Annotated in this window: 23 protein-coding genes and 1 pseudogene; 9 read left to right on the top strand and 15 right to left on the bottom strand. The window is 63.0% G+C overall.

Annotation, left to right across the window (positions count from 1 at the left end; translation table 11 throughout):
• The 4 genes from JKG68_RS19940 to JKG68_RS19925 all read left to right on the top strand — a co-directional run.
• On the top strand, nucleotides 1-512 hold a 512-nt coding region (locus JKG68_RS19940), incomplete at its 5' end, for a penicillin-binding transpeptidase domain-containing protein (protein ID WP_281399165.1).
• Between the two features lie 289 nt (nucleotides 513-801).
• Nucleotides 802-1,293: a YciE/YciF ferroxidase family protein gene (locus tag JKG68_RS19935; protein ID WP_202063015.1), complete on the top strand. Its 492-nt coding sequence runs from the start codon at nucleotides 802-804 to the stop codon at nucleotides 1,291-1,293.
• A gap of 57 nt (nucleotides 1,294-1,350) precedes the next feature.
• Nucleotides 1,351-1,893, top strand: coding sequence for a DNA-3-methyladenine glycosylase (locus JKG68_RS19930; protein WP_202063029.1), 543 nt, complete (start codon nucleotides 1,351-1,353; stop codon nucleotides 1,891-1,893).
• 132 nt (nucleotides 1,894-2,025) lie between these two features.
• Complete coding sequence (locus JKG68_RS19925) at nucleotides 2,026-2,640, top strand: DUF2231 domain-containing protein (protein WP_246515619.1); 615 nt, start codon at nucleotides 2,026-2,028, stop codon at nucleotides 2,638-2,640.
• A gap of 41 nt (nucleotides 2,641-2,681) precedes the next feature.
• Here the strand turns inward: JKG68_RS19925 and JKG68_RS19920 are convergent, their stop codons facing one another.
• The 5 genes from JKG68_RS19920 to JKG68_RS19900 form a co-directional block, all read right to left on the bottom strand.
• Entirely contained in the window at nucleotides 2,682-3,818 is a 1,137-nt protein-coding gene (locus tag JKG68_RS19920) for a catalase family protein (RefSeq protein WP_202063013.1), read from the bottom strand.
• 137 nt (nucleotides 3,819-3,955) lie between these two features.
• Nucleotides 3,956-4,318, bottom strand: a complete 363-nt coding sequence (locus JKG68_RS19915) for a hypothetical protein (protein WP_202063011.1) — start codon at nucleotides 4,316-4,318, stop codon at nucleotides 3,956-3,958.
• A gap of 214 nt (nucleotides 4,319-4,532) precedes the next feature.
• Complete coding sequence (locus tag JKG68_RS19910) at nucleotides 4,533-5,600, bottom strand: spore photoproduct lyase family protein (RefSeq protein WP_202063009.1); 1,068 nt, start codon at nucleotides 5,598-5,600, stop codon at nucleotides 4,533-4,535.
• Nucleotides 5,601-5,780: 180 nt separating this feature from the next.
• Nucleotides 5,781-6,827 carry a UV DNA damage repair endonuclease UvsE gene (gene uvsE / locus JKG68_RS19905; protein ID WP_202063007.1) on the bottom strand — a complete coding sequence of 349 codons (1,047 nt, stop codon included), beginning with the start codon at nucleotides 6,825-6,827 and terminating at the stop codon, nucleotides 5,781-5,783.
• Nucleotides 6,824-7,882, bottom strand: coding sequence for a DHH family phosphoesterase (locus JKG68_RS19900; RefSeq protein ID WP_312890886.1), 1,059 nt, complete (start codon nucleotides 7,880-7,882; stop codon nucleotides 6,824-6,826). Before JKG68_RS19900 ends, uvsE begins: the two co-directional genes overlap by 4 nt.
• A gap of 353 nt (nucleotides 7,883-8,235) precedes the next feature.
• On the opposite strand from JKG68_RS19900, the gene JKG68_RS19895 reads away from it, so the two are divergent.
• Nucleotides 8,236-8,892 (top strand): deoxynucleoside kinase, encoded by a 657-nt coding sequence (locus JKG68_RS19895; protein WP_202063005.1) that lies wholly within the window; start codon nucleotides 8,236-8,238, stop codon nucleotides 8,890-8,892.
• Between the two features lie 22 nt (nucleotides 8,893-8,914).
• On the opposite strand, the gene JKG68_RS19890 is transcribed toward JKG68_RS19895, so the two are convergent.
• Nucleotides 8,915-9,925, bottom strand: a complete 1,011-nt coding sequence (locus tag JKG68_RS19890; protein WP_202063003.1) for an SDR family oxidoreductase — start codon at nucleotides 9,923-9,925, stop codon at nucleotides 8,915-8,917.
• Nucleotides 9,926-10,004: 79 nt separating this feature from the next.
• Between JKG68_RS19890 and JKG68_RS19885 the strand changes: the two genes are divergently transcribed.
• Both JKG68_RS19885 and JKG68_RS19880 read left to right on the top strand, forming a co-directional pair.
• Nucleotides 10,005-10,268 (top strand): spore photoproduct lyase family protein, encoded by a 264-nt coding sequence (locus JKG68_RS19885; protein WP_202063001.1) that lies wholly within the window; start codon nucleotides 10,005-10,007, stop codon nucleotides 10,266-10,268.
• Nucleotides 10,269-10,347: 79 nt separating this feature from the next.
• A complete protein-coding gene (locus tag JKG68_RS19880) occupies nucleotides 10,348-10,857 on the top strand; it encodes a ferritin-like domain-containing protein (RefSeq protein ID WP_202062999.1) in 510 nt (169 codons plus the stop codon).
• 90 nt (nucleotides 10,858-10,947) lie between these two features.
• Here JKG68_RS19880 and JKG68_RS19875 read toward each other — a convergent pair whose 3' ends face one another.
• From JKG68_RS19875 to JKG68_RS19835, 9 genes and pseudogenes are all read right to left on the bottom strand, one after another.
• Nucleotides 10,948-11,952: a cytochrome d ubiquinol oxidase subunit II gene (locus JKG68_RS19875; protein WP_246515618.1), complete on the bottom strand. Its 1,005-nt coding sequence runs from the start codon at nucleotides 11,950-11,952 to the stop codon at nucleotides 10,948-10,950.
• A 12-nt stretch (nucleotides 11,953-11,964) separates the two neighbouring features.
• Entirely contained in the window at nucleotides 11,965-13,338 is a 1,374-nt protein-coding gene (locus JKG68_RS19870) for a cytochrome ubiquinol oxidase subunit I (protein ID WP_202062997.1), read from the bottom strand.
• 5 nt (nucleotides 13,339-13,343) lie between these two features.
• Nucleotides 13,344-13,925, bottom strand: coding sequence for a GbsR/MarR family transcriptional regulator (locus tag JKG68_RS19865; RefSeq protein ID WP_202062995.1), 582 nt, complete (start codon nucleotides 13,923-13,925; stop codon nucleotides 13,344-13,346).
• 454 nt (nucleotides 13,926-14,379) lie between these two features.
• Nucleotides 14,380-16,914 carry a YbcC family protein gene (locus tag JKG68_RS19860; RefSeq protein WP_202062993.1) on the bottom strand — a complete coding sequence of 845 codons (2,535 nt, stop codon included), beginning with the start codon at nucleotides 16,912-16,914 and terminating at the stop codon, nucleotides 14,380-14,382.
• Between the two features lie 5 nt (nucleotides 16,915-16,919).
• Nucleotides 16,920-17,789, bottom strand: a pseudogene (locus tag JKG68_RS19855) (proton-conducting transporter transmembrane domain-containing protein); the annotation flags it as partial.
• Between the two features lie 1,413 nt (nucleotides 17,790-19,202).
• Nucleotides 19,203-19,877 (bottom strand): nitroreductase family protein, encoded by a 675-nt coding sequence (locus tag JKG68_RS19850; RefSeq protein ID WP_202062991.1) that lies wholly within the window; start codon nucleotides 19,875-19,877, stop codon nucleotides 19,203-19,205.
• Between the two features lie 20 nt (nucleotides 19,878-19,897).
• Entirely contained in the window at nucleotides 19,898-21,142 is a 1,245-nt protein-coding gene (locus JKG68_RS19845; RefSeq protein WP_202062989.1) for a cation:proton antiporter, read from the bottom strand.
• Between the two features lie 12 nt (nucleotides 21,143-21,154).
• Nucleotides 21,155-21,970, bottom strand: a complete 816-nt coding sequence (locus JKG68_RS19840; RefSeq protein ID WP_202062987.1) for an ion transporter — start codon at nucleotides 21,968-21,970, stop codon at nucleotides 21,155-21,157.
• A 328-nt stretch (nucleotides 21,971-22,298) separates the two neighbouring features.
• Nucleotides 22,299-23,624 carry a DUF2254 domain-containing protein gene (locus JKG68_RS19835; protein ID WP_202062985.1) on the bottom strand — a complete coding sequence of 442 codons (1,326 nt, stop codon included), beginning with the start codon at nucleotides 23,622-23,624 and terminating at the stop codon, nucleotides 22,299-22,301.
• 185 nt (nucleotides 23,625-23,809) lie between these two features.
• On the opposite strand from JKG68_RS19835, the gene JKG68_RS19830 reads away from it, so the two are divergent.
• Nucleotides 23,810-25,141, top strand: a complete 1,332-nt coding sequence (locus JKG68_RS19830) for a DUF2254 domain-containing protein (RefSeq protein ID WP_202062983.1) — start codon at nucleotides 23,810-23,812, stop codon at nucleotides 25,139-25,141.
• A complete protein-coding gene (locus JKG68_RS19825; protein ID WP_202062981.1) occupies nucleotides 25,131-25,643 on the top strand; it encodes a DUF421 domain-containing protein in 513 nt (170 codons plus the stop codon). Before JKG68_RS19830 ends, JKG68_RS19825 begins: the two co-directional genes overlap by 11 nt.
• Nucleotides 25,644-25,687: the final 44 nt, after the last annotated feature.

The raw sequence follows: 25,687 nt of genomic DNA, 5'->3' as shown, positions 1-25,687 counted from the left end.
GCGAGGTGATCTACCGGCACGACCGGGACACGCCGCCCAAGCAGGTGCTGGACACGCGTGTGGTCCATGACATGAACGTCATGTTGCACAGTGTGGTCGAGGAAGGCAGCGGCCGGCGCGCAAAGATCGAAGGCATCGTCGCGGCCGGCAAAACCGGAACCTCGAGTGACAATCGCGATGCGTGGTTCGTGGGCTTCACGGGCAACCTCGTGGCCAGCGTCTGGTACGGCAACGACGATTTCTCCGTCACCAACGGATTAGGCGGGAGCACCCTGCCAGCCATGACGTGGAGAGAGGTTATGGTCGAGGCAAGCAAGAACCTGCCGCCTAAGCCTATTGCCGGTGTGCAGCCAAAAACAGCGAGCAGCTCCACTGAGCCATCGGACAACGCAAAGCCTGTTGCTGTGGATGCCTCACACCTGGCGCCGCAGTCGCGGCAGGTGCTCCTCGGAATCGCCGACCTGTTCCGGCAGACGCAGTCCCATATGGCGCACAAAGAGCCGCTCGACTAAGGATCGATGCCAAGGGCCGAAACCGGGTATCGGCCCCCAAGCTTTCAACAAAAACGTCCGAGAACCGCCCGCACCGGTTGATCCTGTGCGCTTAGAGAAGGGGACAACGCGAGCGTGATTCCAGACAGCTCTGCGCCACCGCCGGTCTTTGAATGCACCCATTGAGAGTGATCGAGCCCGGGGAGCGGGCTCGCCATCGCGATCCAGCCGGTCAGCCAAGATTTCCTGGAACGCGACAGTGCCCAGGGAGGTTACCCCGGTCATTGCTCAACCCAGAAGGAGAATGGGAATGGCCGAGAAGGATCTGAAGGCTCTCTTTTTACACCAGCTCAAGGACACATACTTCGCCGAGAACGCCATTCTCAAGGCCCTGCCGCAGATGGCCGAGGCCGCGCAGGCTGAGGAGCTCAAGGGTGCGTTTGCCGTGCACCTGAAGGAAACCGAGGGGCAGGTGAAGCGGCTGGAGCAGGTGTTCCAACTGCTTGGCGAGAAGCCTGCGGGGGGCGAGTGCAAGGCCATTCAGGGCATCATCGAGGAAGGGCAGGAGATTCTGCAGGAGTTCAAGGGCGGCGAGGCTCTCGACGCCGGGCTGATCGCGGCCGCCCAGGCGGTGGAGCATTATGAGATCACCCGCTACGGCACCTTGCTGGCCTGGGCCAAGCAGCTGGGGCTGTCCGAGGCCGAGGGGCTTATCCAGGAGACTCTGATCGAGGAAGAGAACACCGACCAGATCCTCTCCGAGCTGGCCGAGGACGCCATCAACCCTGCCGCTGCTGCCTAGGCGCCTTTGAGACGACCGGATCCAGCCACCGGAGCTGAGGGGCGAACGGAAGCAACGCTGCCCCGGTCGCTCTTCGCTCGCGACGCCGTGACGGTCGCCCGCGATCTGGTCGGATCGGTTCTGCTCGTGGACGGGGTCGGCGGCAGGATCGTCGAAACCGAAGCCTACACCAGCGACGATCCCGCCTCGCACAGTTTTCGTGGGCCGACACCTCGGAACGCAGCCATGTTCGGTCCTGCCGGGCATGCCTACGTGTACCGGTCATATGGGATGCACTGGTGCCTGAACTTCGTCTGCCTTCCGGGCAGCGCGGTGCTCATCAGAGCTGTCGAGCCCACCAGTGGCGCTGAGATCATGAAGAAGAGGCGCGGTGTTGAGAACCTGCGCCTTCTCTGCTCGGGTCCCGGTCGCCTGTGCCAGGCTCTCGCCGTGAGCATCGCGCATAACGGATTGCCTCTGGACCGGACACCGTTTCAGATTTTGCCCCACGACAGCCCGGTTGACGTCAGTGTAGGAGCCCGGATCGGCATCACCCGCGCTGCCGAGATGCCTTGGCGCTTTGCTCTTGCCGGCTCGCGCTTCTTCAGCCGGAAAATCTGATGGCCCGTCCGTTCGGACCGGCATCCAGGAACTAAAGCCTTCTGCGGCAGTCTGCCGCCGAAGAGCAGCCAAACCAGAAGAGGAGCACGGTGTTGCCTCAGTTGTGATCAGCCTTTTGAAGGTATCGACCCCATGCACCAGGTCAGGCCGGAGCAGCCCCAAGCCTCTCGTCACCAGCCCAACGAACAATCCGAGCGCGCCCGCCTGGATGAGTTCCGCAAGATGATGCGACCCGAGCAGGGAAGCCGAGCCCGGCCCGTGCGCGGGCTGCCGAGCACCGCCGCGGTCGTGGGCCATCCCATTCACCCCATGTTGATCCCGTATCCGATCACTTTCCTGACTGCGGCGCTCGCCACCGACGTTGCTGCCCGTGCCACCGAGGATCCCTTCTGGTCACGCACCTCGCGCTGGATGCTCGGTGCGGGCATCGTTACGGGCCTTGTCGCCGGCGCGGTCGGGGCGATCGACTATTTCACCATCCGCCGTGCCCGCGAAAAGTCGGTCGGCAAGCTCCATGCCTATGGCAACCCGCTTGCGCTCGGCCTTGCGGCTGCCAACCTCGCGCTGCGCCAGAAGCGCCAGACAGGCGCTATGCCGAGCGCGGCCGAGATTGGACTCTCAACCGCAACGGCTGCAGTGCTCGGCGTGACGGGCTGGGCGGGAGCGGAGCTATCCTACCGCCACATGGTGGGCGTCGCCGGTCATGGCGATCAGCACACCGAGGAGGAGAAGCGCTACGTCCCTTAAGCGAGCATCGGGTCTCAGCTCCAGATCCTTTGAGCGGTGGCTCAGTCCGGGATCTCGTCGAGGCTGCGCGGCTCGACGCGGCGGGCGGCATTCAGCTCTGCGCGAAGCGCCGCGATGGCGCCATAGGCCTTGAGACGCCCTCGCATGAGGGAGCCGAGCGGACGATGAGCCGCGAGGCTGTGAGCCGGCGTGAAGGACAGCCTGTCGTCGGCGAAGACCTGCCGCGACCGGCTATAGGCATCCTGAGGCGGGAAGACGACTTCGGCGACGGGCACGAACGGGCTCTCGTCTTCCGGCCATTCCACCGATGCGTCCTCGATAGGCATTGTGTCTGCGCTCGTCCGCAACTGGACACGCAGCTCATACCTTGCCCCGCGCTCGGCAAAGTGCGCTACAACGGCGTCCTTCAGCACGGAATGACCCATGGAGGGATCCAGGGTCGTGCCGGCGAGACCCTGCAAATCCTCCGACGCCGGAAACAGACCAAGCTTTGCCACATAGCCGCCATACCGCAGGGGCGCCTGACTGAAATAGCTCTCGCCTAGAGGATGGGTGTGGGGGTGTCCGAAGAAGTCCAGGAGCACGCTGTCGGCTCCGACCAGATGCAGTGCCTTGTTGGCGGCAAACCCGAGTGCCGTGCCGGCTTGCTTTGCTCCCTCGGGCAGGCCTGAGATCCCTTCGAGAAAACGCTGCACTCTGAGGAAGCCCTTCAGGTCAGCCACCGCGAAGCGCCGGCCGGAGCTGAGCAGGAAGTCCTGTGTGATTTCCCCTTCGTGTCCCCCGAGCATCGGGCCCGGTGCGCCGATCACCTTGAGGGCTATCCCTCGTGGCGTGTGGATGGTGTCCGCCAGCAGCTCTCCAGGCTCGGTGGAGAGACGAGCGATGAGCGGGTATGTATGGGGTGTGGCAAAGAGCCCCTGTGCCAAAGGCGTGGGTAATCCGGGAAGAACCGTAAGCGTCCCCTTCAGCAGGCCATGGCTCTTGCCATGCGAGGGGCGGACCGCATGTTCGTATCGCCTGGCGAGGGTCTGGCTCACCCGGGCAAGCGAGGCAACGATTTCCTCGATGGTGTGGTCCTCGTCAGGCGGGATCGTCTCTACGTCGTCGTCGTAGGGGAGGTAGCGCGGCGAGGGTTGAGCGGTCACATCGTTCTCGATCGAGGGGTCAGAAGCTGTCATGAAATCAGATGTAGCTTACCTGCGGGAAATGTAAGTCACGGCGTGTCGGTCGGTCGCTTGGTGAGCGGGGGACTACGCCCATGGATCGGTAAGTCCGATGACCGGACTGTTGATGCAAATGCATGGCCTTTGCGGTCTCAGGTGCGGACCATAGTGATGCCGCTCACAAGAATGACGCCCACGAAGACGATGAAACCGACAAAGGTGACGGGAAAGCCGTCCCGCTTGTGGTGGGCGATCCCGCTCTTGAGGCCGTTCCTCCAGCGATGGAAGGTTTCCTGACGCCGGGCCCAAGCAAGCTGTGCTGGCGTCAAGGGCGTACCGGACGCCTCCTCACAGGTGCCCAGCATGGCCATGCCTGGATCGAACACCTCCGTTTTGTCGCCGCTCGCACCGCTGTCTATGTCGGCCTTGAGCATGGCGGCGGTGGGGTTATCCGAGTCCGGCGGCTGATCAATGGGATTGATCGTGTGGGTCGGAGGGATGTCGGATTTCGTCATGGATTGCTCCCGACAGGGTGGAGAGGAGCAGGGCGGTAGGCTCCCGCGCGCCAGTGATGTCCGACAACCCGCCTGCTATGGGAGGGTTCCGATGGTTATCGCGCTCAGATTCCGAAAGCCGATGAACAGAATCCTCGTTTGATCTTCAGCCGCGAACAGGACGGAGGCCCCAGGCTTTCACCCGCTCGCCAGCACGGGCGGAGATGCAATGGCGCTAGAACGCGTAGCGAACTCCGCAATAAGGGAGCTTGTCCGCCAACATATCCTGAAAGCGCGTAAGCCACTTCTGCTTCCAGGCCACTTTGTAGCGCAGGTTCAGCATGCCGCCCTCCGAGCGTTTCACCTCCTGCAGATCGGGACGCCACAGGTACTCTTCGGCCTTCGGGTGCCAGCGCAGGTTCACCTCGTGCAGCTGCTCATTGTGCGTGAGGAATATGATCTCGGCCCGCAGCTGCTCCTTTGCCTCGGGCGAGAGCACGTCATCGATCTGCTCGAACAGCGGCCTGTAATCCTGCTCCCAGCCCTCGTAGACGATAACGGGCGAGAAGTTCAGGTGGACCTCGTATCCAGCCCGCACGAAGTCGTTCACAGCCGCGATGCGCTCCGTGACAGGCGAGGTGCGCACATCGACGACCTTGGCGATCTTCTCCGGCATGAGCGAGAAGCGGATGCGGGTCTTGCCCTGGGGATCGTAGGACAGCAGGTCCCGGTTCACGAACTTGGTTGCAAATGATCCTTTGGCGTTGTGCAGGCGCCGGAACAGGTCAACCAGATCACGGACATTGTCACAGATCGATGCATCGACCGAGAGGTCGCCATTCTCGCCGATGTCGTAGACCCAGTGCTGCGGATCGATCTGGTCGGGGGCCCGGAGGGTACCCTGCCGCCCGGCATGCCGCTCGATGGCCGCACAGGCCTCGCTGATGTTGACGAAGATGGAGATCGGGTTGGCATAGCCCTTGCGGCGCGGGACGTAGCAGTATGCGCAGGCCATGGCGCAGCCGTTCGACGTCGAAGGGGCGATGAAGTGTGCGCTGCGTCCGTTCGGACGCATCGTGAGGCCCTTCTTCACGCCCAGCACGAGACTGTTGCGCTTGATCCTGAGCCAATCCTCCGCATTGCCCTCGTTGCCGTGCAGGGACGGGATCTTCCAGTGGGATTCAACGTAGGTGCGTTCGGCCTGCGGGTACTTGGCCAGGATCTCCTGGCCGCGCGAGTAGGTCTCTGCCGCCGGTTCAAGATAGATCCGCTCAATGTCGATCAGTTGCTTCGGGAGCGCCATGTGGGTTCCAGCAATCCGCATCTTCGATGCGCCGCGCGCCACAAGAAGCGGATTCTTTTCGTTAGGTTCAGAAGCTTATATGGTCATTCGCGCCTGGAAATTCAGCTTTCTGCGAGCCTGCATCGCACGAAAAGAAACGAAGAATAGGTCCTATGATCGAAGGTTCGTCCTCATGGAGGATTACGCGCCGGCATCGGGATCGGTTTGAAGCAGCGCGGCCTCCTCCTGCTCCAGGAGGGGCGCTTCGGATGCGCTCAGACCAAAGCGCGCCGCCACATCGGGAGCGTAGCGTAGCAGGTCGGGCCGTAACCGGATGAGCGCCAGATCCTTCACCTTGGCCTCGAGCATCACGTCAAAGTCGAGTCCCTCCACCGTGCGCATGAAAGTGATGAACTCGAACGGGTTGCAGAAATCCGCATGGCCGGTCCACACGGGGGCGACGTTTACCATCGTGCTCTTCCGGGTCGTCCGGTCCGTGCGCTTGACCTGCCGGAGTTCGGTGCGGGGTGACGAGAAGTGGATCTTGGGTTGTTCGTCCTGGGGCCAGGTTCCGAGAATGGCCTCGACCGTCGGGCGCAGCTCAAGCCCTTCCGGGTTCAGGCACCAGAAGTGCTGATGGTCGAAGACCAGCCTCACCCCCGTGTGCTCGTGGATCCAGAGCACGTCGGCTGCACTGAAGCGGATGTCGTCATGCTCCAGAACAAGCCGGCGGCGGACCGGCTCGGGAAGGATCTTCCAGGTCTCCACCCAGCGCGCGGCACTGGCCTGCCGGTCGCCATAGGTCCCGCCCACATGGATCACCAGCACCGCTTCCGGGCCGAGCTCCATGAGGTCCAGCATCTCGGCCTGGGATAGGAGATCCCAAATCCCTTTCTCCACCAGCTGCGAGTCTGGGCTGTTCAGCACCACGAACTGCGAGGGATGGAAGGAAAGGCGGATGTCCAGGCGCTTGGCTTTTGCCCCGAACGCCTGCAGCTCGGCGGCGGTGTCCCGCACCATGCCGTGGAACTGCGGCATGTCCGGGTGTGTGGCATAGGGAGCGATGTCCGACGACATCCGGTACATCCGAATTTGGTGCCGGTCCAGGTAGTCGAGAATCGCGTCGAGGTATTCGAGCGAGACCTTCAGATGCGGATTGCTGCCCGAGCGCCGGGCATCGTTGCTCTTGAGGTCCGGCTGGCCCATGATCTTGACCGGGAAGCCGAGGCGGGCAGGCCGGGCGCTCATGGCTGCACCATCAGGTCGGGTCCGAAGCCGAGCTTCTCGACGAACATGTTCCATGCCTCGGGGCGCAGCGCACCGCCTGTCGCCTGCCTGTGACCGCTGCCGTAGTTCTGGTCGGCCCCTGGCGGGGCGTTGTCCCTGAGAAAGCCGATGAGATCCAGATCAAGGGCTGTGCGGGCGGCAAAGTGGATCCAGCCCGGCCGGTAGCCAGTGTTGACCGCAAGAACGATGTTGTTCCTGAGCCGGCCACGCCAAGCTTGTGCCACCAGCGGATGGATCTGACACGGCGAGTGGAACCGGATCAGCGCCACGCTGCCTTTGACCTTCGGGGGCACGCGCCTGGCGGCCTCGAGCTCCCGCTTGACCTCCTCACGGGCGGCTTGGAGGAGGGCGGTCTCCGGATGCTCACCGGAGAGGATCTCCTTAGGGCCACCGGCTTTCATGAGAAGGTCAAGAGCGGGCTTTGCGTCTCCGCTGGCACTGCGTCGCGGCGCATTGAGCAGCGCGGTTGCCTCCCGCAACGCCGTGATTCCGTAGCGCTTGCGCGCGTCCTCCATTGCCTCGAAGCCTGCCTTCTCGGCCATGTCGCCGATGATGCCAAGCGCAGCGATCCAGAGCAGGTCGTCAACCTCGGCCAATGCGGCGGCGCACCAATATGACAGCAGGCTGGATGTCGGCACCGGGTCCATGTGGAAGCCCGAGATCACGGTTGCCGATCCTGGAGTGCCGGTTGGAACATGATGGTCGATCACCACTGTCTCGGTTCCCGGCAGGATATCGCCCTCGCGCACTCCCAAGTCAGCAACGATCAGCCCGCTGGCCGGAGCGTCGGACAGCTCCGCGCGCATCTCGTCCGACCAGGGATTCTCGCCCCGCCCCAGGATCCGAACCCGATGGGGGCGAGCCTGCTGAGCGAGCACCCGCGCCAAGAGGGCGCTGGCCGAGAGACCGTCCGCATCGTTGTGCCCAAGGATCAGCACAGGAGCATCGGCCCTGAACCTGCCGACCGACTCGCGGAAGGCCTGCTGAAGAACGGGGATCGGGATTTCAGCGGTCACGGCATCTCACCTGCAAAGGGATACCCACTCCAACGAGCAGTGCGGGCTGAGGTTCGGTCGCGATGTGCCGCTGACGTCACCTCGAACTCGGACCGATCGGCATTCCTGTGCTCGGGCGATAGACTCCTTGATAGGCCTCGCTCATGCCCAAGGGCTGCCGCGGAACATCCGGCTCAGGCGCCGATTGGTAAGGTGACCAGTTCTGGAGAGCTCCTATGGGCACGTATCACCGGCACGGCGCCATTGATGAAGAAAGCGCGGCCGCGGACCACTACAGTGTGGAGCTCGCAAGTGCGGAAAACCGCCGGATCGCAGGCGAAAACCGCTGACTGAGCCTCCGGAAAGGTCATGGCATGGCGCGAATGGAGATCGTCGGCGGCATCGGTGCCGGGAAGACAACACTTGCGCGTGTTCTGGCTGAGGCTTGGGGCTCTCAGGTGGTGCATGAGAGCGTCCTAGACGTCCCCTTCTTCAGCAAATTCTATGCGGCTCCTCAGGTCTACGGCTTCGAGAAGAACATCAGCTTTCTTCTCTCGCATGCCGATCTCATCCGGGATGCCGAAGGCGGAAACGAGGGTTTGATCGTCTGTGACTTCGCCCTCTTCCAAGATCTGTCATACACGGATATCGGCTGCTCGCCGGCTGACGCGGATGCTGTAGAGGCCGTCTACCGCCGTCTCGTCGACCGTGTCGGTCATCCTGCGCTCGTGGTCCATCTGCGATGCACGCCCGACACCCAGCTACGGCGGATCGTGAGCCGCGGCAGGAGCCAGGAAACAGGCATCGCGCGTGCTTATCTCGTTGATCTATGCGCAGCCATCGACCGGCGGCTGGAGCAACTGCGATCGGATGCTCCTGGCTTGACCGTGATCGAGGTCGATACGGATGAGGTCGACTACGCCACAAATCCCGCGGCAGCCGATGCGGTGGCAAGGGAGCTCATCGGTTCCCTGGGAGCCAAGGCCCAGATGCTCCGTGGCCGTGCGGGCGCGGCCGGAAACCAGGCCTGAGCACCTCCACCGGTTGCCCGGGTCACCGGCGTGCCCTGCCTGCTGCAGCAAGCCCGATCGCCAAGCCGCCGAGGATTGCCGCTGTTGCGACCGGATGCATCTGGGCTTGCAGGTAGGGGCTGTTCTTGAGAACGACCGGATAGCCAAGGCTGCTGCGCTCGGCTCCATCCTCGCGGGGGGCATAAAGATTATCCCGGCGGGCAGGGAGGCCCGAATTGCTGGTCTCCTGGGCCCAATAGCCAACGACCTCCATCAGCCGGTCGGTCAGGCGCGGAAACAGTCTGCCCATCAGCGGCGCCATCTTGCCGCCAAAGCCGACAGTCAGCTCGCGCCGAGGATTGTGACACGCAAAGAGGATTGCTTTCGCCACAAGAGCGGGGGAGTAGACAGGCGGCGGAACTTGGACTCCTGAGCTGAGGTAGTTGCGCGCATGCTCGGGAAAAGGCGTGTCGATGGAACTCGGCTTGATGTGGGTGACGGAGACAGGCACATCCTCCCGCTCAAGCTCCATCCGGAGCCCGGTCGTAAAGGCCCGCACCGCGTGCTTGGCTGCGCAATAAGGGCCCTGGAGCACAACGGTGCGCTCGCCCAGCACGCTGCCGATGTTGATGATGGCACCACCGCGCTGGCGGAGATGCCTGGCAGCCTCCAGTGAGCCGTACACCACGCCCCAATAGTTCACGTCGAAAACCCGGCGATGGTCCTCTATGGTGACTTTGTCGAGCTCGCCCGCCGTTCCCACCGAGGCATTGTTCACCCAGCTGTCGAAGCCGCCGAAGCGGTCGACGGCGGTTCGGGCGATGCGCTCATGGTCCTCGCGCCTGCTTACATCGGCGACAACATAGGCAGCTTGGGCTCCGTTGGCCTGCAACTCCGCTGTGATGCGACGCAGTGCGTGCTCGTTGCGGGCAACAAGGAGCACACCGGCTCCCGCTCGCGCAGCCATTCGCGCCGTGACCAAGCCGATGCCGCTGGATGCGCCGGTGATCACGATCACCTGCTGGTGGAGGGGCCTCAAGTCGGGATTGCTCATCGCCTGCCTGCCGGGATTACACGTGAGATGAGCACCAACGCGCCGCGAACACTTCAGTTCAGCATGTGACACTCCAGCTATGCCATCCCGTTCCCTTCCGGATCTGGACTTGGCGGCGGAGCCGAGCACGCACCGCCTTTCGCCAGGTTCGAAGAAGGCTCTGCACAAGCGGTATCCCGGCACTGACGTGGAGATGGACGAGGCCGAGCGGCCACGTAGGGCGATCAGGTTCAATGCGATCAAGTATGTGCGCACGCCCGATCTTATGAAGGAAATGCGTGCCTTCCTTGATGGAGCTATCGGCAAGCATCTTCCTGCAGCCCGGAGCCTCTATCGCACCTGACCCGTGGTCGACCGAGGCGGGAGGAACCCAGCAGAAGACAGTCTGTTGTTGTTGCAATCACCCCTGGAGGAGCTCACTCATGACCACGGATGCACGCTCGATCTACGTCACAGCATTGCGAAACACCCATGCGATGGAGCAGCAGGGTCTGCAGCAGATGGAAACCCAGGTCTCCCGGCTGGAGAGATACCCCGACTACGCGGCTCTGTTGAACCGGCACATCGGGACCACACGCCAGCAGCTGCAACGCCTTGAACAGGCGCTCGGGGCTGCAGGGGAGAGCATTTCCGGCATCAAGGAGACCGTCACCAGCGTTGCCGGTACGGTTGGTGCGACAGTGCACGGGATGTTCCAGGACGAGACGCTCAAGAACCTTTATGCGGGCTATGCTTACCAGTACGAGCAGATCGGCGCCTATCGCTCCCTCATCACCATCGCAGAGGCTGCCGGCGAGACGGCCCATATCTCGGCATTCCGTCAGTCGGTGCAGGAGGAGGAGCAGGCCGCCCAGGAGGTTGCCGGCATCATCGAGCCGGTGACCCGCCGCTATGTGGAGCTGACCACCAGCGGGGATAAGGCTGACCGCTAAGCAAACGGCTGTCATTCAGCATGAGATTTCAGGCGTGCCGCCGCCCGAAAGGCAGCGGCACCCATTCCTCTGATTTGGGCCGGTGCGGCTTCAGTAGTAGCGTAGATCCGTCGCCTTGCCCCAGAAGATCCGATAGGCGAAGGCCGAGTAGGCGACAATGATCGGGAGCACCACCAGAGCACCAACGAAAATGATCATCAGTGATTCCGGCGCGGCGGCCGCTTGCCACACGGTCAGCTTGTCTGGGACGATATATGGGAAGAAGCTGTAGGCAAGGCCATGGAAGCCTAACATGAAGATGCCGACGGCCCCGACAAATGGCAGCCAGCAGAAGCGATCCGAACGCGCCGGCAGGTGCCGCAGCACAACGCCGAGTGCCCCGAAAAGGGCTGCGGTCACAAGCGGAACAGGAGCAAGCAGAACGAAGTTCGGCAGGCTGAACCAGCTGTCCCAGATGCGCTCTGATACAAGGGGCGTGACAATGGAGACCGCCGCCATGCCGATCCCTGAAAGAACAAGGGTGCCGCGCGCCCAAGCCACGGCCCGCCGCTGCAGCTCGCCCTCGGTCTTCATGATGAGCCACGTCGCTCCGAGGAAGGCGTAGCCGGCCACAAGGCAAAGGGCTGTCAGCAGGGCGAAGGACACGTTGGCGGCAGTGCGCTCGAACCCGACGATATAGAGCCCGAGCATGTAGCCCTGCATGAGGGCAGCCAACGTGGAGCCCGCCACGAAAGCGCGGTCCCACCAGACCTTGTGACCCACAGCCGACTTGGCCCTGAACTCGAAGGCGACCCCGCGCAGGATGAGCCCGAGCAGCAGGCCGGCGACCGGGAGGTAGAGTTCTCCCAGGATTGCGCCGTGAGCCTGCGGAAAGGCGACAAGGAGCAGGCCGACGGCGAGCACGAGCCAGGTTTCGTTGGCGTCCCAGAAGGGGCCGATCGAGGCGATCATCCGATCGCGGTGCTCGCCTTGCGCGGCGCCGCTGAGGATGCCGACGCCGAGGTCGTAGCCGTCGAGCACCACGTAGAGGAGGACGGCCAGACCCATGAGGCCCGCAAAGGCCACGGGCAGCCAGGTGGCAGGAGTGAGATCCATCATCATGGTCCTTTACAGGGCGGCGGCCACGGCCTTGCCCGCAGCCGTTGCGCCTCCGGCGCGGACGGGCTCGGCAGGGCTGTGGTCGGCCGGCGCGGCAGACTTGCGCGCAAGGTAGAAGATCGTCGCGACATAGGCGGCCAGGAGGCCCGCATAGACGAGCAGGTAGCCGATGAGCGTCGAGGCGATCATGGGGGCTGCAACGCCGGAAGCGGCCTGCTTGGCAGTGAGGATGCCTGTCACGAGCCAGGGCTGCCGGCCGATCTCGGTGACATACCAGCCGGATAGGGTCGCGATCCAGCCGGCGAAGGTCATCGCGACCAGCACACGGGCCACATGACGGTGAACCTCGCCGCTGCGGTGCAGTTGCCAGGCGGCAAGCCACGACGTGGCGAGCATGAGCAGGCCGATGCCGACCATGATCCGGAAGGCGAAGAACACCGGCGCGACCGGCGGACGGTGCTCGAAGCTGTTGAGGCCCCTTACCTCGCCCTGCCAGTCATGCGTCAGGTAGAACGAGGCGATGTTCGGGATCGCGATCTCGAACCGGTTGGACTTCGTTGCCTCGTCCGGCAGGCCGAAGACCACCATGGGTGCGCCCTTGCGGGTTTCCCAGATGCCCTCCATGGCGGCGATCTTGGCAGGCTGGTGTTCCAGGGTGTTGAGGCCGTGCATGTCGCCGACGAAGATCTGAACTGGAATCAGGGCCGCTGCCAGGAAAACACCTGTGCGCAGGCCTGCCATGACGCCCGGCGAGCGGTCGCGGCGCAGCCAGTGGAAGGCGGAAATGCCGGCCACGAGGAAGGCTGCGGTGAGGCCGGAGGCCAGCAGCATATGCGTCAGGCGGTAGGGCATGGACGGGTTGAAGACGATGGCCCACCAGTCGGTCGCGTGAGCCACCCCATCGCGCATCTCGAAGCCGGCCGGTGTCTGCATCCACGAGTTCAGGACCAGGATCCAGAACGCCGAGATGGTGGTGCCCACGGCCACCAGAACCGTCGCAAGTGTGTGAACCCGGTTCGAGACCCGGTTCCAGCCGAACAGCATGATGCCCAGGAAGCCTGCCTCCAGAAAGAACGCGGTCAGGATCTCGTAGGCCAGCAGCGGGCCGGCGATGTTGCCGACGGTGTTCATGAAGCCGGGCCAGTTGGTGCCGAACTGGAACGACATGGTGATGCCGGACACCACGCCGAGCGCAAAGCTGAGGGCGAAGATCTTCACCCAGAACTTGTAGGCGTCCATCCAGGCGGCATTGCCTGTGCGGTTGAAGCGGAGCTTGAAGAACAGCAGCACCCAGCCGAGCGCAATGGTGATCGTCGGAAAGAGGATGTGGAAGGAGATGTTCGCGGCAAACTGGATGCGCGCGAGAAGGAGAGGGTCGTCCATGACTACTACTTGTCCTTGTCGCTGGAGCGGCGGTTCTTGGCGCCCGAGGCCGGAAAGAGGCGATCCTTGACGTCTAGGATCTTCTGGATCTTCGTGCCTAGTTTCAGGAGCTGCACGAGGCGCTCGGTCTCAAGGCGCTGCATGTCGGCATACCAGTCGGTGAGGAGCTCGAAGAGATCGTGCATCTCCCGCATCCGGGCCTGCGCGTGGCGCTCCTCCGCACTCGCCGGCTCCTGCATGAGCACCTCGCGAAGAAGGGTCAGGGTCGGGTCGATCTCACGCTTCTTGCGCTCCTCCACCAGGGTGCGGACGATCTGCCAGATGTCGTCCGGCGTGGAGAAATAGTCCCGCCGGTCCCCCGGTTTGTGCTGCAGACGCACCAGGTTCCAGGATTGGAGCTCCTTCAAGCCCATGCTGACGTTGGAGCGCGAGACCCCAAGCCTCTCGACGATGTCCTCGGCGTTCAGAGGCTCGCCGGACAGGAAAAGCAGGGCGTAGATCTGCCCGACGGTTCGGTTGATGCCCCACCGCGAGCCCATCTCGCCGAAGTGCAGCACGAAGGTTTGGATGAGCGGGGGTAAATTCACGGCTGTTCCTGTTATTTCAGTATTTTCTGAAATATCGGGATTGAGCCCGTTGTCAACAAGGGGCAGGATGCCGCGCTCTCGGGTACAGGAACAGAAAACAGAGGTCTGACCGCCTTGATTGTAGGAGAAGCCGGAGCATGGCTCATCCGAGCGGCTCGGCCGCTAACAGTCACGGTTCAGGCAGGCGATCCGCAGCATGGAGGAGCAGCCTACGGCCGTGTTGCCGTGGATTGAACCCGGCCCGTAAGGGTCGGCACAGGTGCAGGATCATCCGTATCTGCGCCCCCGTCGTCAGCCCCGCCAGCGTCACATCCGGGCAAGCCGCCTCTCGGGTCGGCAGCATCTGCAGCTTCAGGCTCCACAACCAAGGGTTGCATTCGCCCACGCCAGCTCCAGGGTGCTGTTGGAGTGCAAGGTCAAAATGCCAACCCGATCAACGCTGTTTCTCATTGATTTAGCACGCCCGCCAATCGCCGACGCCATGGCAGCGCAGGATATCCCGTCCCTTTCCGGAGATGGCGTGGAGGTGCACCCACCCGTGGTCCACAAGGTCACGCACAGAACCGTGCTTTGCGAGAACGGCGTCCATCGCGCTGACCGAGGCTTCGATGAACACGTTGAGACGCAAGGGCTCGTGAACGAAGCGTCTGCCATCGTGAACCGATTGCAGGGGCAGACCCACCTTCAGGTCGCCCGCATTGCCCTCCAGTACGCCAAGCTGCCCGACGACGTTGTGAAGCGTCTTGTTTCCAGAACCGAAGGCCGGGTTGTTCACGGTGGAGCCGTAGTATTGCAGGTTGATCCAGCTCGCCACCACCATGGGGGCCGTCATGATCAGCTCGAGAACCGCATGGCTTGCATCCTCGGACTCGTCATACGTGTGCAGGAAGGCGCGACCGGACAGGTCCAGTTCCCGCGTCCGCTCGCGCGGGGCCGCAATGAAGGCTGCGTTGCCTGCAAGGCCCCATTCGGGCCGAACCTGCGACCAGTCGCGGCTGCGCGCGATCACCTTGTCGTCGATCCCGTCCTGTTCGGAGAGGCCGAGCAGCGCTGCGCGTTCCATTCGGGCTAGGGAAGCCGCCGTGTCGAGCCACGTCTTCAGGCGCGTCAGATCCCTGGCGTGAGTTGTAGGTATGCTCGCCTCATCGTAGATCGTGACCTTGTCGGTAGTGGTGTCGTGGAGCGCGCCCAGGAACCAGGTATCCTCCGGCACAAGGATCCCCTTTGCCTGCAAGCCTTCGCGCACGTAGGGATCGTTGAGAATTGCCGCCGCCACGCGGGCATTCGCCTCGCCCGTATGCCCGCCGCAAGCGCCGCAATCGAGGCCCGAGGCGTGCGGGTTGTTGACGGTGGTGCTGCCGTGGCCGGTGAGCATCACGAGCCGCGCGAAGTTCTCCGTCATCGACATTGCCTTCAGCACGGCCTCGGCCATAGCCACGCGCTGCCACGGCTCGAAGCCCGTGGCCCGGCTTCCCACCATGCGGGGCTCGAGCCGCGGCTTCACGTGCCGCACGACCTTTGCATTGAGGCCGTCCGCGCTCGGGTGGGCAACCGTGCGGGTGAGCCCCAGGCTGTCGGACAGGATCTTGGGGGCAAAGAGCAGCCCGGCGGTTTCGACATAGGAGAAGGAGGAGACGGCCGAGAGCTTGAAAGACTTCCACGCCTTGGCGGCGCGCCGCCGCATGAGGCGCAGGCCCAGCACTTCGGTTTCCTCTTCCTCCGAGGCTTCGCCCACCTGCTCGCAGACGATGAAGGAAGGCTTCAGCAGAACAGGGCATTGCGCGCCGCCCCGCTGATGGCCGATGGGCACATATTCGATGGGAAAGCCGAAGAAGCCTGCAAAGCCAACTGTTTCCGCCTGCGGGCAGGCCGTCTCGAGCGCGCGGCGAAAGACCTCAGAGCGCACGTCGATGCAGAAGGCCGCCTGGACGGGCCTGCGCACGGGCAGGGCCTCGGCCTGAGGCCTGCCCGCGTGCTCCTTCAACCGCGTGATCATGCGCCGTTGGAAAGCGATCTCGTACGCCTGCTGCAATACGAGATCGACGGCAAGCTCCGGGTCGTCGCCGAGCCGTTCGTCCTGCGGCAGGGCGGCCGCGTGAACCATCGCCTGCGTCCAGGCCTGCCGGAAGGCTGCGTCCTGCCGGGCTTCGAAGAGCGTGTAGCCCCAGGCGATGCGGATCGCGAGAAGCTCCACGAGGGTGTCGTCGGTACCGCCGCCGAGCTCGGCGTTCCAGCCCAGATAGCGCGCATAGGCCGCCCAGCCGCCGATGTCGAACAGGGCGCGGTGAAGGTAGTCTTCCACGGCCCGTTGCGGAATGCCCAGTTGGGCAACCACATGGCCTATGGCTTCAACGGGATCTGCCGGCAGGCCCACGATCAGGCGGCGGAAGCCGCGAATGCCCATCATCTCCGGGTTTCGATCGAACTGGGCCGTGGCCCGCCAGGCCGCATAACGTCCTTGCGCGCGCACCGGCATGGGCCAAATGGCCTGCCCTTCGTCGAAGTAGCCCGCGCACCACTTGGAAATCTCGTCGATCATGAAGCCGACCAGCGAGGTTTGCCGATCGCCTTGGGCGAGCGTGTCGAGAACTTCCGCCACGGTGGACACCACGGCCGAAGGTTTGGTGCGCCATTGAGGGTCGACAGCGCTGGCAGCCTTGAGGGAGGCAAGATCCATGGCGCTTCCCGGTAGGGCCGGAGCTGCCGCGAGTGCTGCCTCCAGGGCCTCGTCGTCGATGATGCCGGCTGCCATGGCCTCTCGGTAGAAGGCGCGGGGCATCAGCATGTCGACGCCTGCCACCCGCCGGAACGTGGCGCAGGTTGCCGCGAAAGATTGCCCCGTGAAGCCGAGAAACGGATTGACGGCAACGAAGTGCTTGAGGGGCCATAGCGGTGCAATCTTGCGGCAGGCGCTCCGGATGGCGGTTTCAAGGGCCTCCCGATCCGTGACGGCCGGAGGGGTGGATGTGAGCTGCAGGGCTGCGGTCATGGCTTTCACGCTTTCGTGGAAAGAGGCCGGAGGGCTGCCGCGCGCGGCCAGTGGCGCAGCACGAGGCGGTTCGCAATCGTGTTGAGGTACAGGCCGTGCGAGAGATGCACGTAGAGCGCCTGCCAGAAGGGAGCCTGCGCGTGATGCGCCATCACGCTCTGGAACAGCGTGACGGTGCCGAAGGACAGGATCACGACCATGACGATAGCGAGATCCAGCGGACCCTTCAGGGACTGGGTTGCAGGCAGGCTTGCGGCGGTCAGCCATTCCGCTCCGGCCTGAAGGGCGAAGTAGGCCACGGCAACCGCCGAGGCGAGAATGGCGCTCTTGGCGATCACATAAAGGTTCGGCCGCTCGTCGATGGCGTTAGCCAGAAGATGGACCAAACCGAGGAGAAGGATGGCGCCCAGAGCGAAGGCCCCGGGCTTCTGCTGCAGCGTCGCGCCGAACAGGGCCGCGACACCCAACGCCACCGTGAACACTGCCACCATCGCAACCGCCAGGCGGGCGGGATGCGGCTGCCCGCCAGGGCTCGGCGTCGACGAGGCGCGGGCAAGGTCGATGACGCTGCCCGAGGACAGGAAGGCATGCGCCTTGTAGAGGGAGTGCGCCACGATGTGCAGCAGCGCGGCCGGAAAGGCGCCAAGCCCGCATTGAAGCATCATGAAGCCCATCTGCGCAACCGTGGAATAGGCGAGCCCCGCCTTCACGGATGTTTGCGTGAGCATCACCACCGAGCCGAAGAGTGCGGTTGCACCGCCAACGGCCGCGAGAACCTCGAGCGCACCGTTCGAGAGCGACACCACATCGGACAGCCGCAGGATGAGGAAGCCGCCTGCGTTGATGATGCCGGCGTGCAGGAGAGCCGAGACAGGGGCCTAACATGCGCCAGACGTTGTCACACGGCGGTTGGTTAGGGCTTCCGCCGACCGGCGAAACGATCATGTTGCGCAGCCTTGATTTCTGGCGCGTTGAAGGAAGCTTGATCCGCGAGAGCTGAGTCCTCATCGATCTGCTCGACGTCTATAGGCAGCTGGGATTGGACCTATTCGCCCGACTGCGCAACTTTAACAAAGCACGATCCTGCGCATAATTCTCAAGTGGGACAGGAGGTTTCCCGCAGGCCGCAAATGATCGCGGCTGGTGTACTCAGTAGCGCTCCCAAAACCCTGACATAAGCTGCAAAGGCAGGCCGATTATGAGCCGGTTGCCATCTTTCTTCAGGTAGAGCTTGGCATGGCTCTCAATGAAAGTGGTCGCAACCGCCGCGACGCTATTGGCCTGATAGCGCCTCCTCTCCCAACCGGCAACGGCCGCCTCGGCTGGAGCATCCGGCTTTTAAGTAAACGCACCACCAGCGACTTCGTAATCGGTCCAGGAATGCTGATATATATATAACTCATAGGAGTTTGTTTCTTGTTCGATGCTCTAGGAACGCGTTGCGCCCGGAAACATGATCAATGCCAACAGCAGATTGAGAGTAGTACTATCAAATAGGTAGAACCAAGTTCTGCGATGGCCATTAATCAATGGCAACCGTAAATGTGAATGCCAGTTTCTCGTACAAGGCGGACCTTAGTCGAAGTTCCGCTATCGATCCGAATGAGGTCGTTGCTTCAAAGGAACGCACACGCACTTACCTGTCAAGCCACAACCGGACTGGGTTGTTTCCAGGCGGAGAGGAGAGGCAAAGTTTCCGACAGGCCGATCTAAGTGTTGCTGGCTCAACAACCCCTTCCCTCAGTAGAAGATCTAGGCCCGCTGCCTACTTGCACATTACCCAAAGCTCCTAATGAGCCTCGTGCAAACCTGGCCGCCTGGACCACCTTGGAGGCCGTTTCACCCCAGACATTCCAAAGACCCGAGTATCTGGCTGTAGGGGGTGCCGATGTGTTGCAGATATTGCGAGCGAGGATTTGCCATGGAGCAGAGGAAAGGCTTCAAAGCCTAATAAAAAGCTCTTCTACCAGGTGATCCTTGGCGCGATTAGTATGGACCACGCGACGGATGAACTCATCAAGGCGTTCGGAGCCGATGAGGAGCGCAGCCGGCGGGATAAGGCTTCCCGGACGTTCGCTTGAGGTCCGGAACGTGCCAGATCCGGACCTTTATAGAATCAGCCAGAGCGAAGGTGTGGGCAGCACAGTCTGAGTGTTTCTGCTGGAACCCAACACACCAGAGGCACCGTGGCGAGGGCAACTTCATGACAAGCCCAGCAACGGGGTCTTGCGCCACAAGGCGTATGGCTGACCTTTACCCACGTTGCGGACACCGCTCCTGGGGCCGCCTTAGAGCCAAGAGGCGATCTTCTCGAGCGGCCTCTTGATCCCCCCGTGAACAGGCACTGTGCAGTCCTCCGCCGGATAGCCGACAACCAGAAGGATGTAGGGCTTCTCGCTCTCCGGACGGTGGCAGATCTGATTGAGAAAGCCCATTGGATTAGGGGTGTGAGTGAGTGTGACCAAACCTGCCGCATGCAGGGAGGCGATCAGGAAGCCTGTGGCGATCCCCACCGACTCCGGTACGTAGTAGTTCTTGACCCGGCGCCCGTCAGGCCCCTCGCTTGATCGCTGTCCGAAGATGGCAATCAGCACCGGGGCGGTCTCGACAAAGGGCTTGCGCTCATCGGTGCCCAGAGGCGCCAGGGCATCAAGCCACTCCTGGGGTGCACGGCCGTTGTAGAACTCGCGCTCCTCGACTTCCGCCTCCTCCCGGATCCGCCGTTTTATGTTCTGGTCGGTGATGACGGTGAAGTGCCAGGGTTGGAGGTTGGCGCCGGACGGAGCCGTGCCGGCAGCCAGGAGAGCATACTCGATCACCTCCCGGGGCACCGGCCTGTCGGAGAAGTCCCGCACCGTCCTCCTGCGCTTGATGTCCTCATAGAAGGCACGAGCCCGCGCGACCATCTCATCCGGTGGATAGGAGCGGTACGTGCTGAGAGGCTCAAGGACCAGACTTGTCATGCATTTCTCCAGGGCGGGCTTCAAGTCACCCGTTCTACCACGGTGCGCAGGCTAAGACCCTGGACAACGATTGTGAATACGACGACAGCATAGGTTGCGGCCAGCACAGCAGGCTTTTCGGCAACGTCGGGCAGGGACAGCGCTAGCGCGATGGAGATCCCGCCGCGCAAGCCGCCCCAGGTCAAAACCGGGATCGTTCCAGGCGCAAACTTCTGCCGTGTTCGCAGCACCATGACCGGAAGCACCACGGCCAGGAAGCGGGCGAGAAGCGCAAGGGGAATGCAGGCGAGGCTGAGCCAGGCAAATGCAGGATCGAAGCCAAGGACCAGGACCTCAAGCCCGATCAGCAGAAACAGCACGGAGTTCAGGATCTCGTCCACAAGCTGCCAGAAGCCGAAGACATAGCGCTGGGTCAGATCGCTCATGGCATCCTGCGGGCCGCGGTTGCCAATCAGGATGCCGGCCACAACGACCGCGATGGGACCGCTCATGTGGAACTTGGCCGCTGCCGCATAGGTGCCGGCTGCAACAGCCAGGGAGATCAGGGTTTCCAGAGGGTAGTTGTCGATCACGCGCATCGACCGGTAGGCGACGTATCCCGTTGCAAATCCGAGGACCGCGCCACCAAGAGCTTCAATGAAGAAGAGCTCGGCAATATGCCCGGGGCTGGCACCGCCCTCACCAGCTCCAGACGCAATGGCGAGCAGGACTGTGAAGACCACCACGCCGACCCCGTCGTTGAACAGGGATTCGCCTGACATATCGGCTTCAAGCGTTTCCGGCACCTTCACGGACTTGAGCGTGCTGAGGACAGCGACGGGGTCGGTGGGACTGATCAGGGCGCCGAATACGAGTGCCCAGGGAAGGGGCAGCGGAACCCCGAGGACATCGGAGATCCACCACAAGCCGACACCGATAACCGCGATTGAGATCGCCACGCCGGCTGTTGCCATGACCCCGATGGGCCAGGCACGCCGCCTCAGCAGCGAGAGATCGACATGAAGAGCGCCTGCAAACAACAGAAAGGCCAAGAGCCCGTTGAGTACGGTCGCCCTGAAGTCGACCTGGCGCAAAAGGACCGCCAAGTCCTCGTAGAGGTGCACCTCCGGCAGGGCGATCTCAATGCCAATCAGCAACAGGGAGGCGGCAAGTCCCATGATCAGCAGGCCAATGGTATGAGGCAGCCGTATGACGACATGGTTGAACCAGCCGAAGGTGGCCGTCAGCACGAGCAAGACGGCAATGAGGTCAAAGACGGAAAGCACTTGCCGCAGCTCCTAGTTCGAGGAGAGGTTGGGAGCCTGCGCTCCCTTCTGGAGGTCCCGGCGCAGAGCAGCAATTTCAGCCCGCAGAGCGGCAATCTCCCTTGTCCCTGCCACCTCGCCCTCCTCGGAGGCCGCGTCACGGCCGACAAAGAAGGACGCGAAGCTCGCGGTGATGTAGCCGAACACGGCAAAGCCGTAGAGCGCGAGCAGGAAGCACAGGATGCGCCCCTCCGGGGTCTTCGGCCAGAACTCGGACCCCATGGTGGCGAGCAGCATCCCGGTCCACCAAAGGGCATCGGCATAGCTGTCGAACCCGCCATCCACCTGGGATGCTGGCTCGAACGCGAGCATGCCACCGGCTCCCAAGAGGGCAACCAGCACGGTCAAGCCTGTGACATAGCCGAGCCCACGGCGGCTCAAGCTGGCACGAAGGGCATTCATGCCCCGGTTTGCCGTTCCGACGATGCGGACCAGCCGGAAGCCACGAGCGGCACGGGCGACCCGCAGAATGCGGAACGCCCGAAAGAGCCGGAAAGCGGGCACAACCAGGGCTAAGACCGTCAGCCAGTTCTGGCGGAGAAACGCTAGCTTCTCGGGCGCGAGCGTAAAGCGAACGGCGAACTCGAGCAGAAAAGCAATCCAAATCGCCGTGCCGAATGTGTCCAGGGCGTCGAAGGTCCCCCAGACCAGTTCCACCACAACAAGCAGGAGCCACAGAAAGCTGAGCACCAGCATGGGGGTGCGCAGCCATTCATCAAGCTCTGCCAAAGCACTCCAGCGCTCGTTCTCGCTTGCTGCTGATGCGTGATGTTGAGGATCATCTGCCATCACGGGTCTCCTGAAGGTTGCAGGGGACAACCATCATTGTTGGCGAACAGGTCCGGCAACGCGATACACCTACGCAGTTGAACATCACGCCATCAGTGCATTCCGATATCGCCCTCGACGTGGGATGTGACCGCAGTCGGAGAGGACGAGAGTCAGTGCCGTGCCCCTGTCCTCCCGTGGAGGGGCTTACGCGGTCCCGTGAGGGATCTGGAACCCTGTGCCCCTCCTGCCCTAGGATTTCGGCAGAACAACAATAGTATATGCAAGAGCGCCGGTCGAAGCAGGGATCCGTGCCGTTCGGCCCAGCCAGGCTCAACAGCAGGTCCGGCTATCTTTCGGAGGCCCGCTCACAGGCCCTGATTGCCCTGTGAAAGCTTTGCTCGATGTCTTCCCGGTCGGCAGGCTCAGGTACGTCGCGCTGCCCAGCCGCCCGGACCAGGTGCGCATGGCGGGCCAATGCACTCCGCTGCTCATCCAGGCTCGCGTGCTCGGCTATCCGGCCGATGGCCTCCAGCAGATGAATCAGGATCTCGGGCTTGGCCGATCCCGCCTGCCGGATCTGGTGGATCGCCGCGTCGAGAATGCCGTCATAGGTGGTGACCTGACGATACACGCGCACCCGCCCTGAACGGTCCCGGATCGTCTCGGAAGGAAGGGCGCGCTCCATCACTCGCGACAGGACGCCGCGCAGTCGATCAATGACGACCGTAGCAGTGAACGGATCGTTGATCCCGGGCGACAGGGCTCGCACTGCCACCTCCACCAGATGGCGGATGGCGAACTCCAGGTCCTGCGTGGGCGTGCGCTCGTTGCCGCTGACGATTAAGTTCCCGATCTCCTTCCTGGCTTTCTCCGGGTTGCCGGTGGGCGGGTGGATCAGGACCCGTCGATCACCATTCACGATGAAATCCCCGGCCCGAAATTCCAGGCGCACCACCACGTCGCGCTGTTTCGCCCAGGCGGTCAGTTCGTCGTAGTCAACGGCCTGCACGTACCCCTCATATGGCAATGCGATCCGCTCCGCCTGCTCATCAAAGCGGTCCGGGAGGTCACTTGGACCATGCTCCGGAACTGTGGTGTCGGCGAGGTTGGGAAGCTTGACGATAGCCGTATCGACCTCGCGACGAACCCTCCGCACGACCTCATCAGCGACAATGGAGCGGGCCACGCCCTGGATAAAGGCAAGCAGGGCCAACACGCAGATCAGTGCCAAGGCGGTGCCCACAGTCACGGATACGTGCGGCACCTCCGGTATCGGAGCTTTGCCATGGATCGAGCGCAGCACGATCAGGCAGTAAAAGATGGTCATGGCGAAGGTGCCGAGCACAACCTGCGTGCGCAGATCTGACCGGAAGATGCGGATCAGACGCGAGCCATAGGAGTTGGCAGCCAAGGTGAGCGCAACAACGGTGACCGAAAAGGCCATGCTGGCCATCGTGATGATCGCGGAGAGCAGCGTGGAGAGGAGGCTGCGGGCGTCTTCGCCATCGCCGCTGTTGATCCACCACGCTCGGACATCGTCCTCGGAGCCGTGCCCGGCATCGATCCGGAGCATGGCGACGGCAAGGCCGATCCCCAGGACGATCATGATGGAAGGAACCAGCCACAGGCTGGTGCGCACCACATCCCAGGTGGCAAGGAGCCGCTTCGACATCTGCCCTCGGTATAGCTCTGCTTCGTTCCTGACACTATGCTGTGACGGTTGGATCGGTTCCGGGACCGGAGCTCTTCCGTTGTGGAATAAGACCGAGCTACCCGACAACGCCCCCTGTGTTTCAGGAATGTTACGCTGACGCTGCCCCGATGGATCCCTGAACAGGCGTTCGAGGTTGACGGTTCATGGATCGTCTCCGGAATGTCATCGTCCTTCTGCGCGGTCAGCTCTGGATCATTCCCCTGGTCCTCAGTGCGCTGGCGCTGAGCCTGGCCTATTGGGTTCTCACGTCCGGAGCCTCCTTTCTCGAAGTCCGGGATGTCGGCGGCTTCTGGTGGCTCTACGGGGGTGATGCCAGCAGCGCGCGCGATCTCATGTCCAGCCTGCTCTCGGGGCTGATGACGATGACCTCGCTTGTGGTGTCTGTCACCTTCGTCATCCTGACCCTGGCGGCCAACCAGCTTGGACCGCGCCTGATCTCGACCTTCATGGGCGACCGGCAGATCCAGACCGTGCTGGGGCTCTTCCTGGGCACCATTCTCTACGTCCTTGTGGTCCTGCGCAGCCTTGATGAGACCCTCGGGGTCGAAGGAGTGCCTCATGTTGCGGTGACGATCGGCAGCGCCCTGACGGTCGTCTGCCTGTTTGCCTTGCTGTTCTACGTGCACAAGATCGCCCGCGCGATCATCGCCGACAGCATCGTCGCGCGGGTGGCGGGCGACCTGCACAACGACATCCGCAGCATGCTGCCGGCAGAAGCCAAGGAGACGGAGCCTGCGATCCCGGACCTGACAAGGCCTAGGGCCGCAGCCGTCTCGTTGGACCGAAGCGGCTATATCCAGGTGATCGACTACGACAGGCTTGTCACGCTGGCCTGCCGCGCGGACGCGGTTTTTGCCGTGAAGGTGCGAGCCGGCCACTTCGTGCTGAAGAACGGCGAGCATGTGGTCGTCCATGCAGGGCGTCCTCTTGGTGAAGAAGCCGTGCAGGGCATCAGGGCCGCCTTCGTGGTCGGTGGGGAGCGCAGCTCGGCGCAGGATCTCGAGTTCGGCCTGCGCCAGCTCGTGGAGATTGCCCTGAGGGCCCTGTCCCCCGGCATCAACGACCCCTACACCGCCATTGCCGTGATTGACCGGCTCGCCGCCGCGCTGGAGGAGATCTTCATGCGCTCGCTCCAGCAGGCTGTCTGGCGCGACAAGGAGGGCAAGGTTCGGGTGATCGCCCAGCGAGCGGACGTGCAGGGTCTTGCCGATGCCGCCTTTGACGGGATCCGGCAGGCCGGACAGGAGATCCCTGCCGTCCTGATCCGGATGGCGGACGTCCTGGGCCAACTCGCGCCCGTTCTCCGGTCCGGACAGGCTCAAACAGCAGTGGCTCAGCATCTCGGCAAGCTGGCCGAAACAGCCACGGAGGCGCGCCTTGCGCCCAGTGACCGCACAGCCGTTTTACGCCGGATCGAGCAGGCCAGGGTTGCCACCGCCACCCGCCCCAAGGAAGGAAGCATCCATGTTGTTTGACTCCTGGACCGGACTGGGGCGTGTGCTCCTGGTTGGAACGTTTGCCTATGTCGCCCTAGTGGCCATCCTGCGTATTTCGGGAAAGCGCACGCTCACGAAGCTCAATGCATTTGATCTGGTGGTCACGGTTGCGCTCGGCTCCACCCTTGCCACGGTTCTGCTCAGCAAGAGCGTGGCGCTGGCCGAGGGCGTTCTGGCGATGGTGCTGCTGGTGTTTCTCCAGTTCATGATCACCTGGCTTTCAGTCCGATCACCCGGGTTCCGGGATCTGGTGAAGAGCGAGCCCAGCCTGATCATGCACCAGGGCGAGTTTCTCGATGGGGCCATGCGGGCACAGCGGATCACACGAGACGAGGTGATGGCGGCGTTACGCTCCAATGGCGTGATCGACGCGAGCCAGGCAGCGGCCGTTGTGCTGGAGACGGACGGCACCATCGCGGTCATCAAGGGCGCGGACCATGAAGCGGCCAAGCCTACCTTGGCGAGCGTGCGGCAACCGTAACCTGCTCAATCGGATCGGCGGCTGCGGATCAGCGACACCGGAAC

It is taken from the genome of Microvirga aerilata, from assembly GCF_016743775.1.
In the GTDB taxonomy this organism is placed as follows: Bacteria; Pseudomonadota; Alphaproteobacteria; order Rhizobiales; family Beijerinckiaceae; genus Microvirga; species Microvirga aerilata.
Note: the sequence above shows the minus strand (reverse complement) of the source record. Positions and strands in the feature narration are given on the sequence as shown.

Excerpts from the sequence above, each read along its gene's own strand:
- JKG68_RS19885 (WP_202063001.1), top strand. The coding sequence starts at position 10,005 with ATGCCATCCCGTTCCCTTCCGGATCTGGACTTGGCGGCGGAGCCGAGC.
- JKG68_RS19850 (WP_202062991.1), bottom strand. The coding sequence starts at position 19,877 with ATGACAAGTCTGGTCCTTGAGCCTCTCAGCACGTACCGCTCCTATCCA.
- JKG68_RS19870 (WP_202062997.1), bottom strand. The coding sequence starts at position 13,338 with ATGGACGACCCTCTCCTTCTCGCGCGCATCCAGTTTGCCGCGAACATC.
- JKG68_RS19840 (WP_202062987.1), bottom strand. The coding sequence starts at position 21,970 with ATGGCAGATGATCCTCAACATCACGCATCAGCAGCAAGCGAGAACGAG.
- JKG68_RS19935 (WP_202063015.1), top strand. The coding sequence starts at position 802 with ATGGCCGAGAAGGATCTGAAGGCTCTCTTTTTACACCAGCTCAAGGAC.
- JKG68_RS19925 (WP_246515619.1), top strand. The coding sequence starts at position 2,026 with ATGCACCAGGTCAGGCCGGAGCAGCCCCAAGCCTCTCGTCACCAGCCC.
- JKG68_RS19835 (WP_202062985.1), bottom strand. The coding sequence starts at position 23,624 with ATGTCGAAGCGGCTCCTTGCCACCTGGGATGTGGTGCGCACCAGCCTG.
- JKG68_RS19825 (WP_202062981.1), top strand. The coding sequence starts at position 25,131 with ATGTTGTTTGACTCCTGGACCGGACTGGGGCGTGTGCTCCTGGTTGGA.
- JKG68_RS19880 (WP_202062999.1), top strand. The coding sequence starts at position 10,348 with ATGACCACGGATGCACGCTCGATCTACGTCACAGCATTGCGAAACACC.
- JKG68_RS19875 (WP_246515618.1), bottom strand. The coding sequence starts at position 11,952 with ATGGATCTCACTCCTGCCACCTGGCTGCCCGTGGCCTTTGCGGGCCTC.
- JKG68_RS19915 (WP_202063011.1), bottom strand. The coding sequence starts at position 4,318 with ATGACGAAATCCGACATCCCTCCGACCCACACGATCAATCCCATTGAT.
- JKG68_RS19830 (WP_202062983.1), top strand. The coding sequence starts at position 23,810 with ATGGATCGTCTCCGGAATGTCATCGTCCTTCTGCGCGGTCAGCTCTGG.
- JKG68_RS19895 (WP_202063005.1), top strand. The coding sequence starts at position 8,236 with ATGGCGCGAATGGAGATCGTCGGCGGCATCGGTGCCGGGAAGACAACA.
- JKG68_RS19910 (WP_202063009.1), bottom strand. The coding sequence starts at position 5,600 with ATGGCGCTCCCGAAGCAACTGATCGACATTGAGCGGATCTATCTTGAA.
- uvsE (WP_202063007.1), bottom strand. The coding sequence starts at position 6,827 with ATGAGCGCCCGGCCTGCCCGCCTCGGCTTCCCGGTCAAGATCATGGGC.
- JKG68_RS19860 (WP_202062993.1), bottom strand. The coding sequence starts at position 16,914 with ATGACCGCAGCCCTGCAGCTCACATCCACCCCTCCGGCCGTCACGGAT.
- JKG68_RS19920 (WP_202063013.1), bottom strand. The coding sequence starts at position 3,818 with ATGACAGCTTCTGACCCCTCGATCGAGAACGATGTGACCGCTCAACCC.
- JKG68_RS19890 (WP_202063003.1), bottom strand. The coding sequence starts at position 9,925 with ATGAGCAATCCCGACTTGAGGCCCCTCCACCAGCAGGTGATCGTGATC.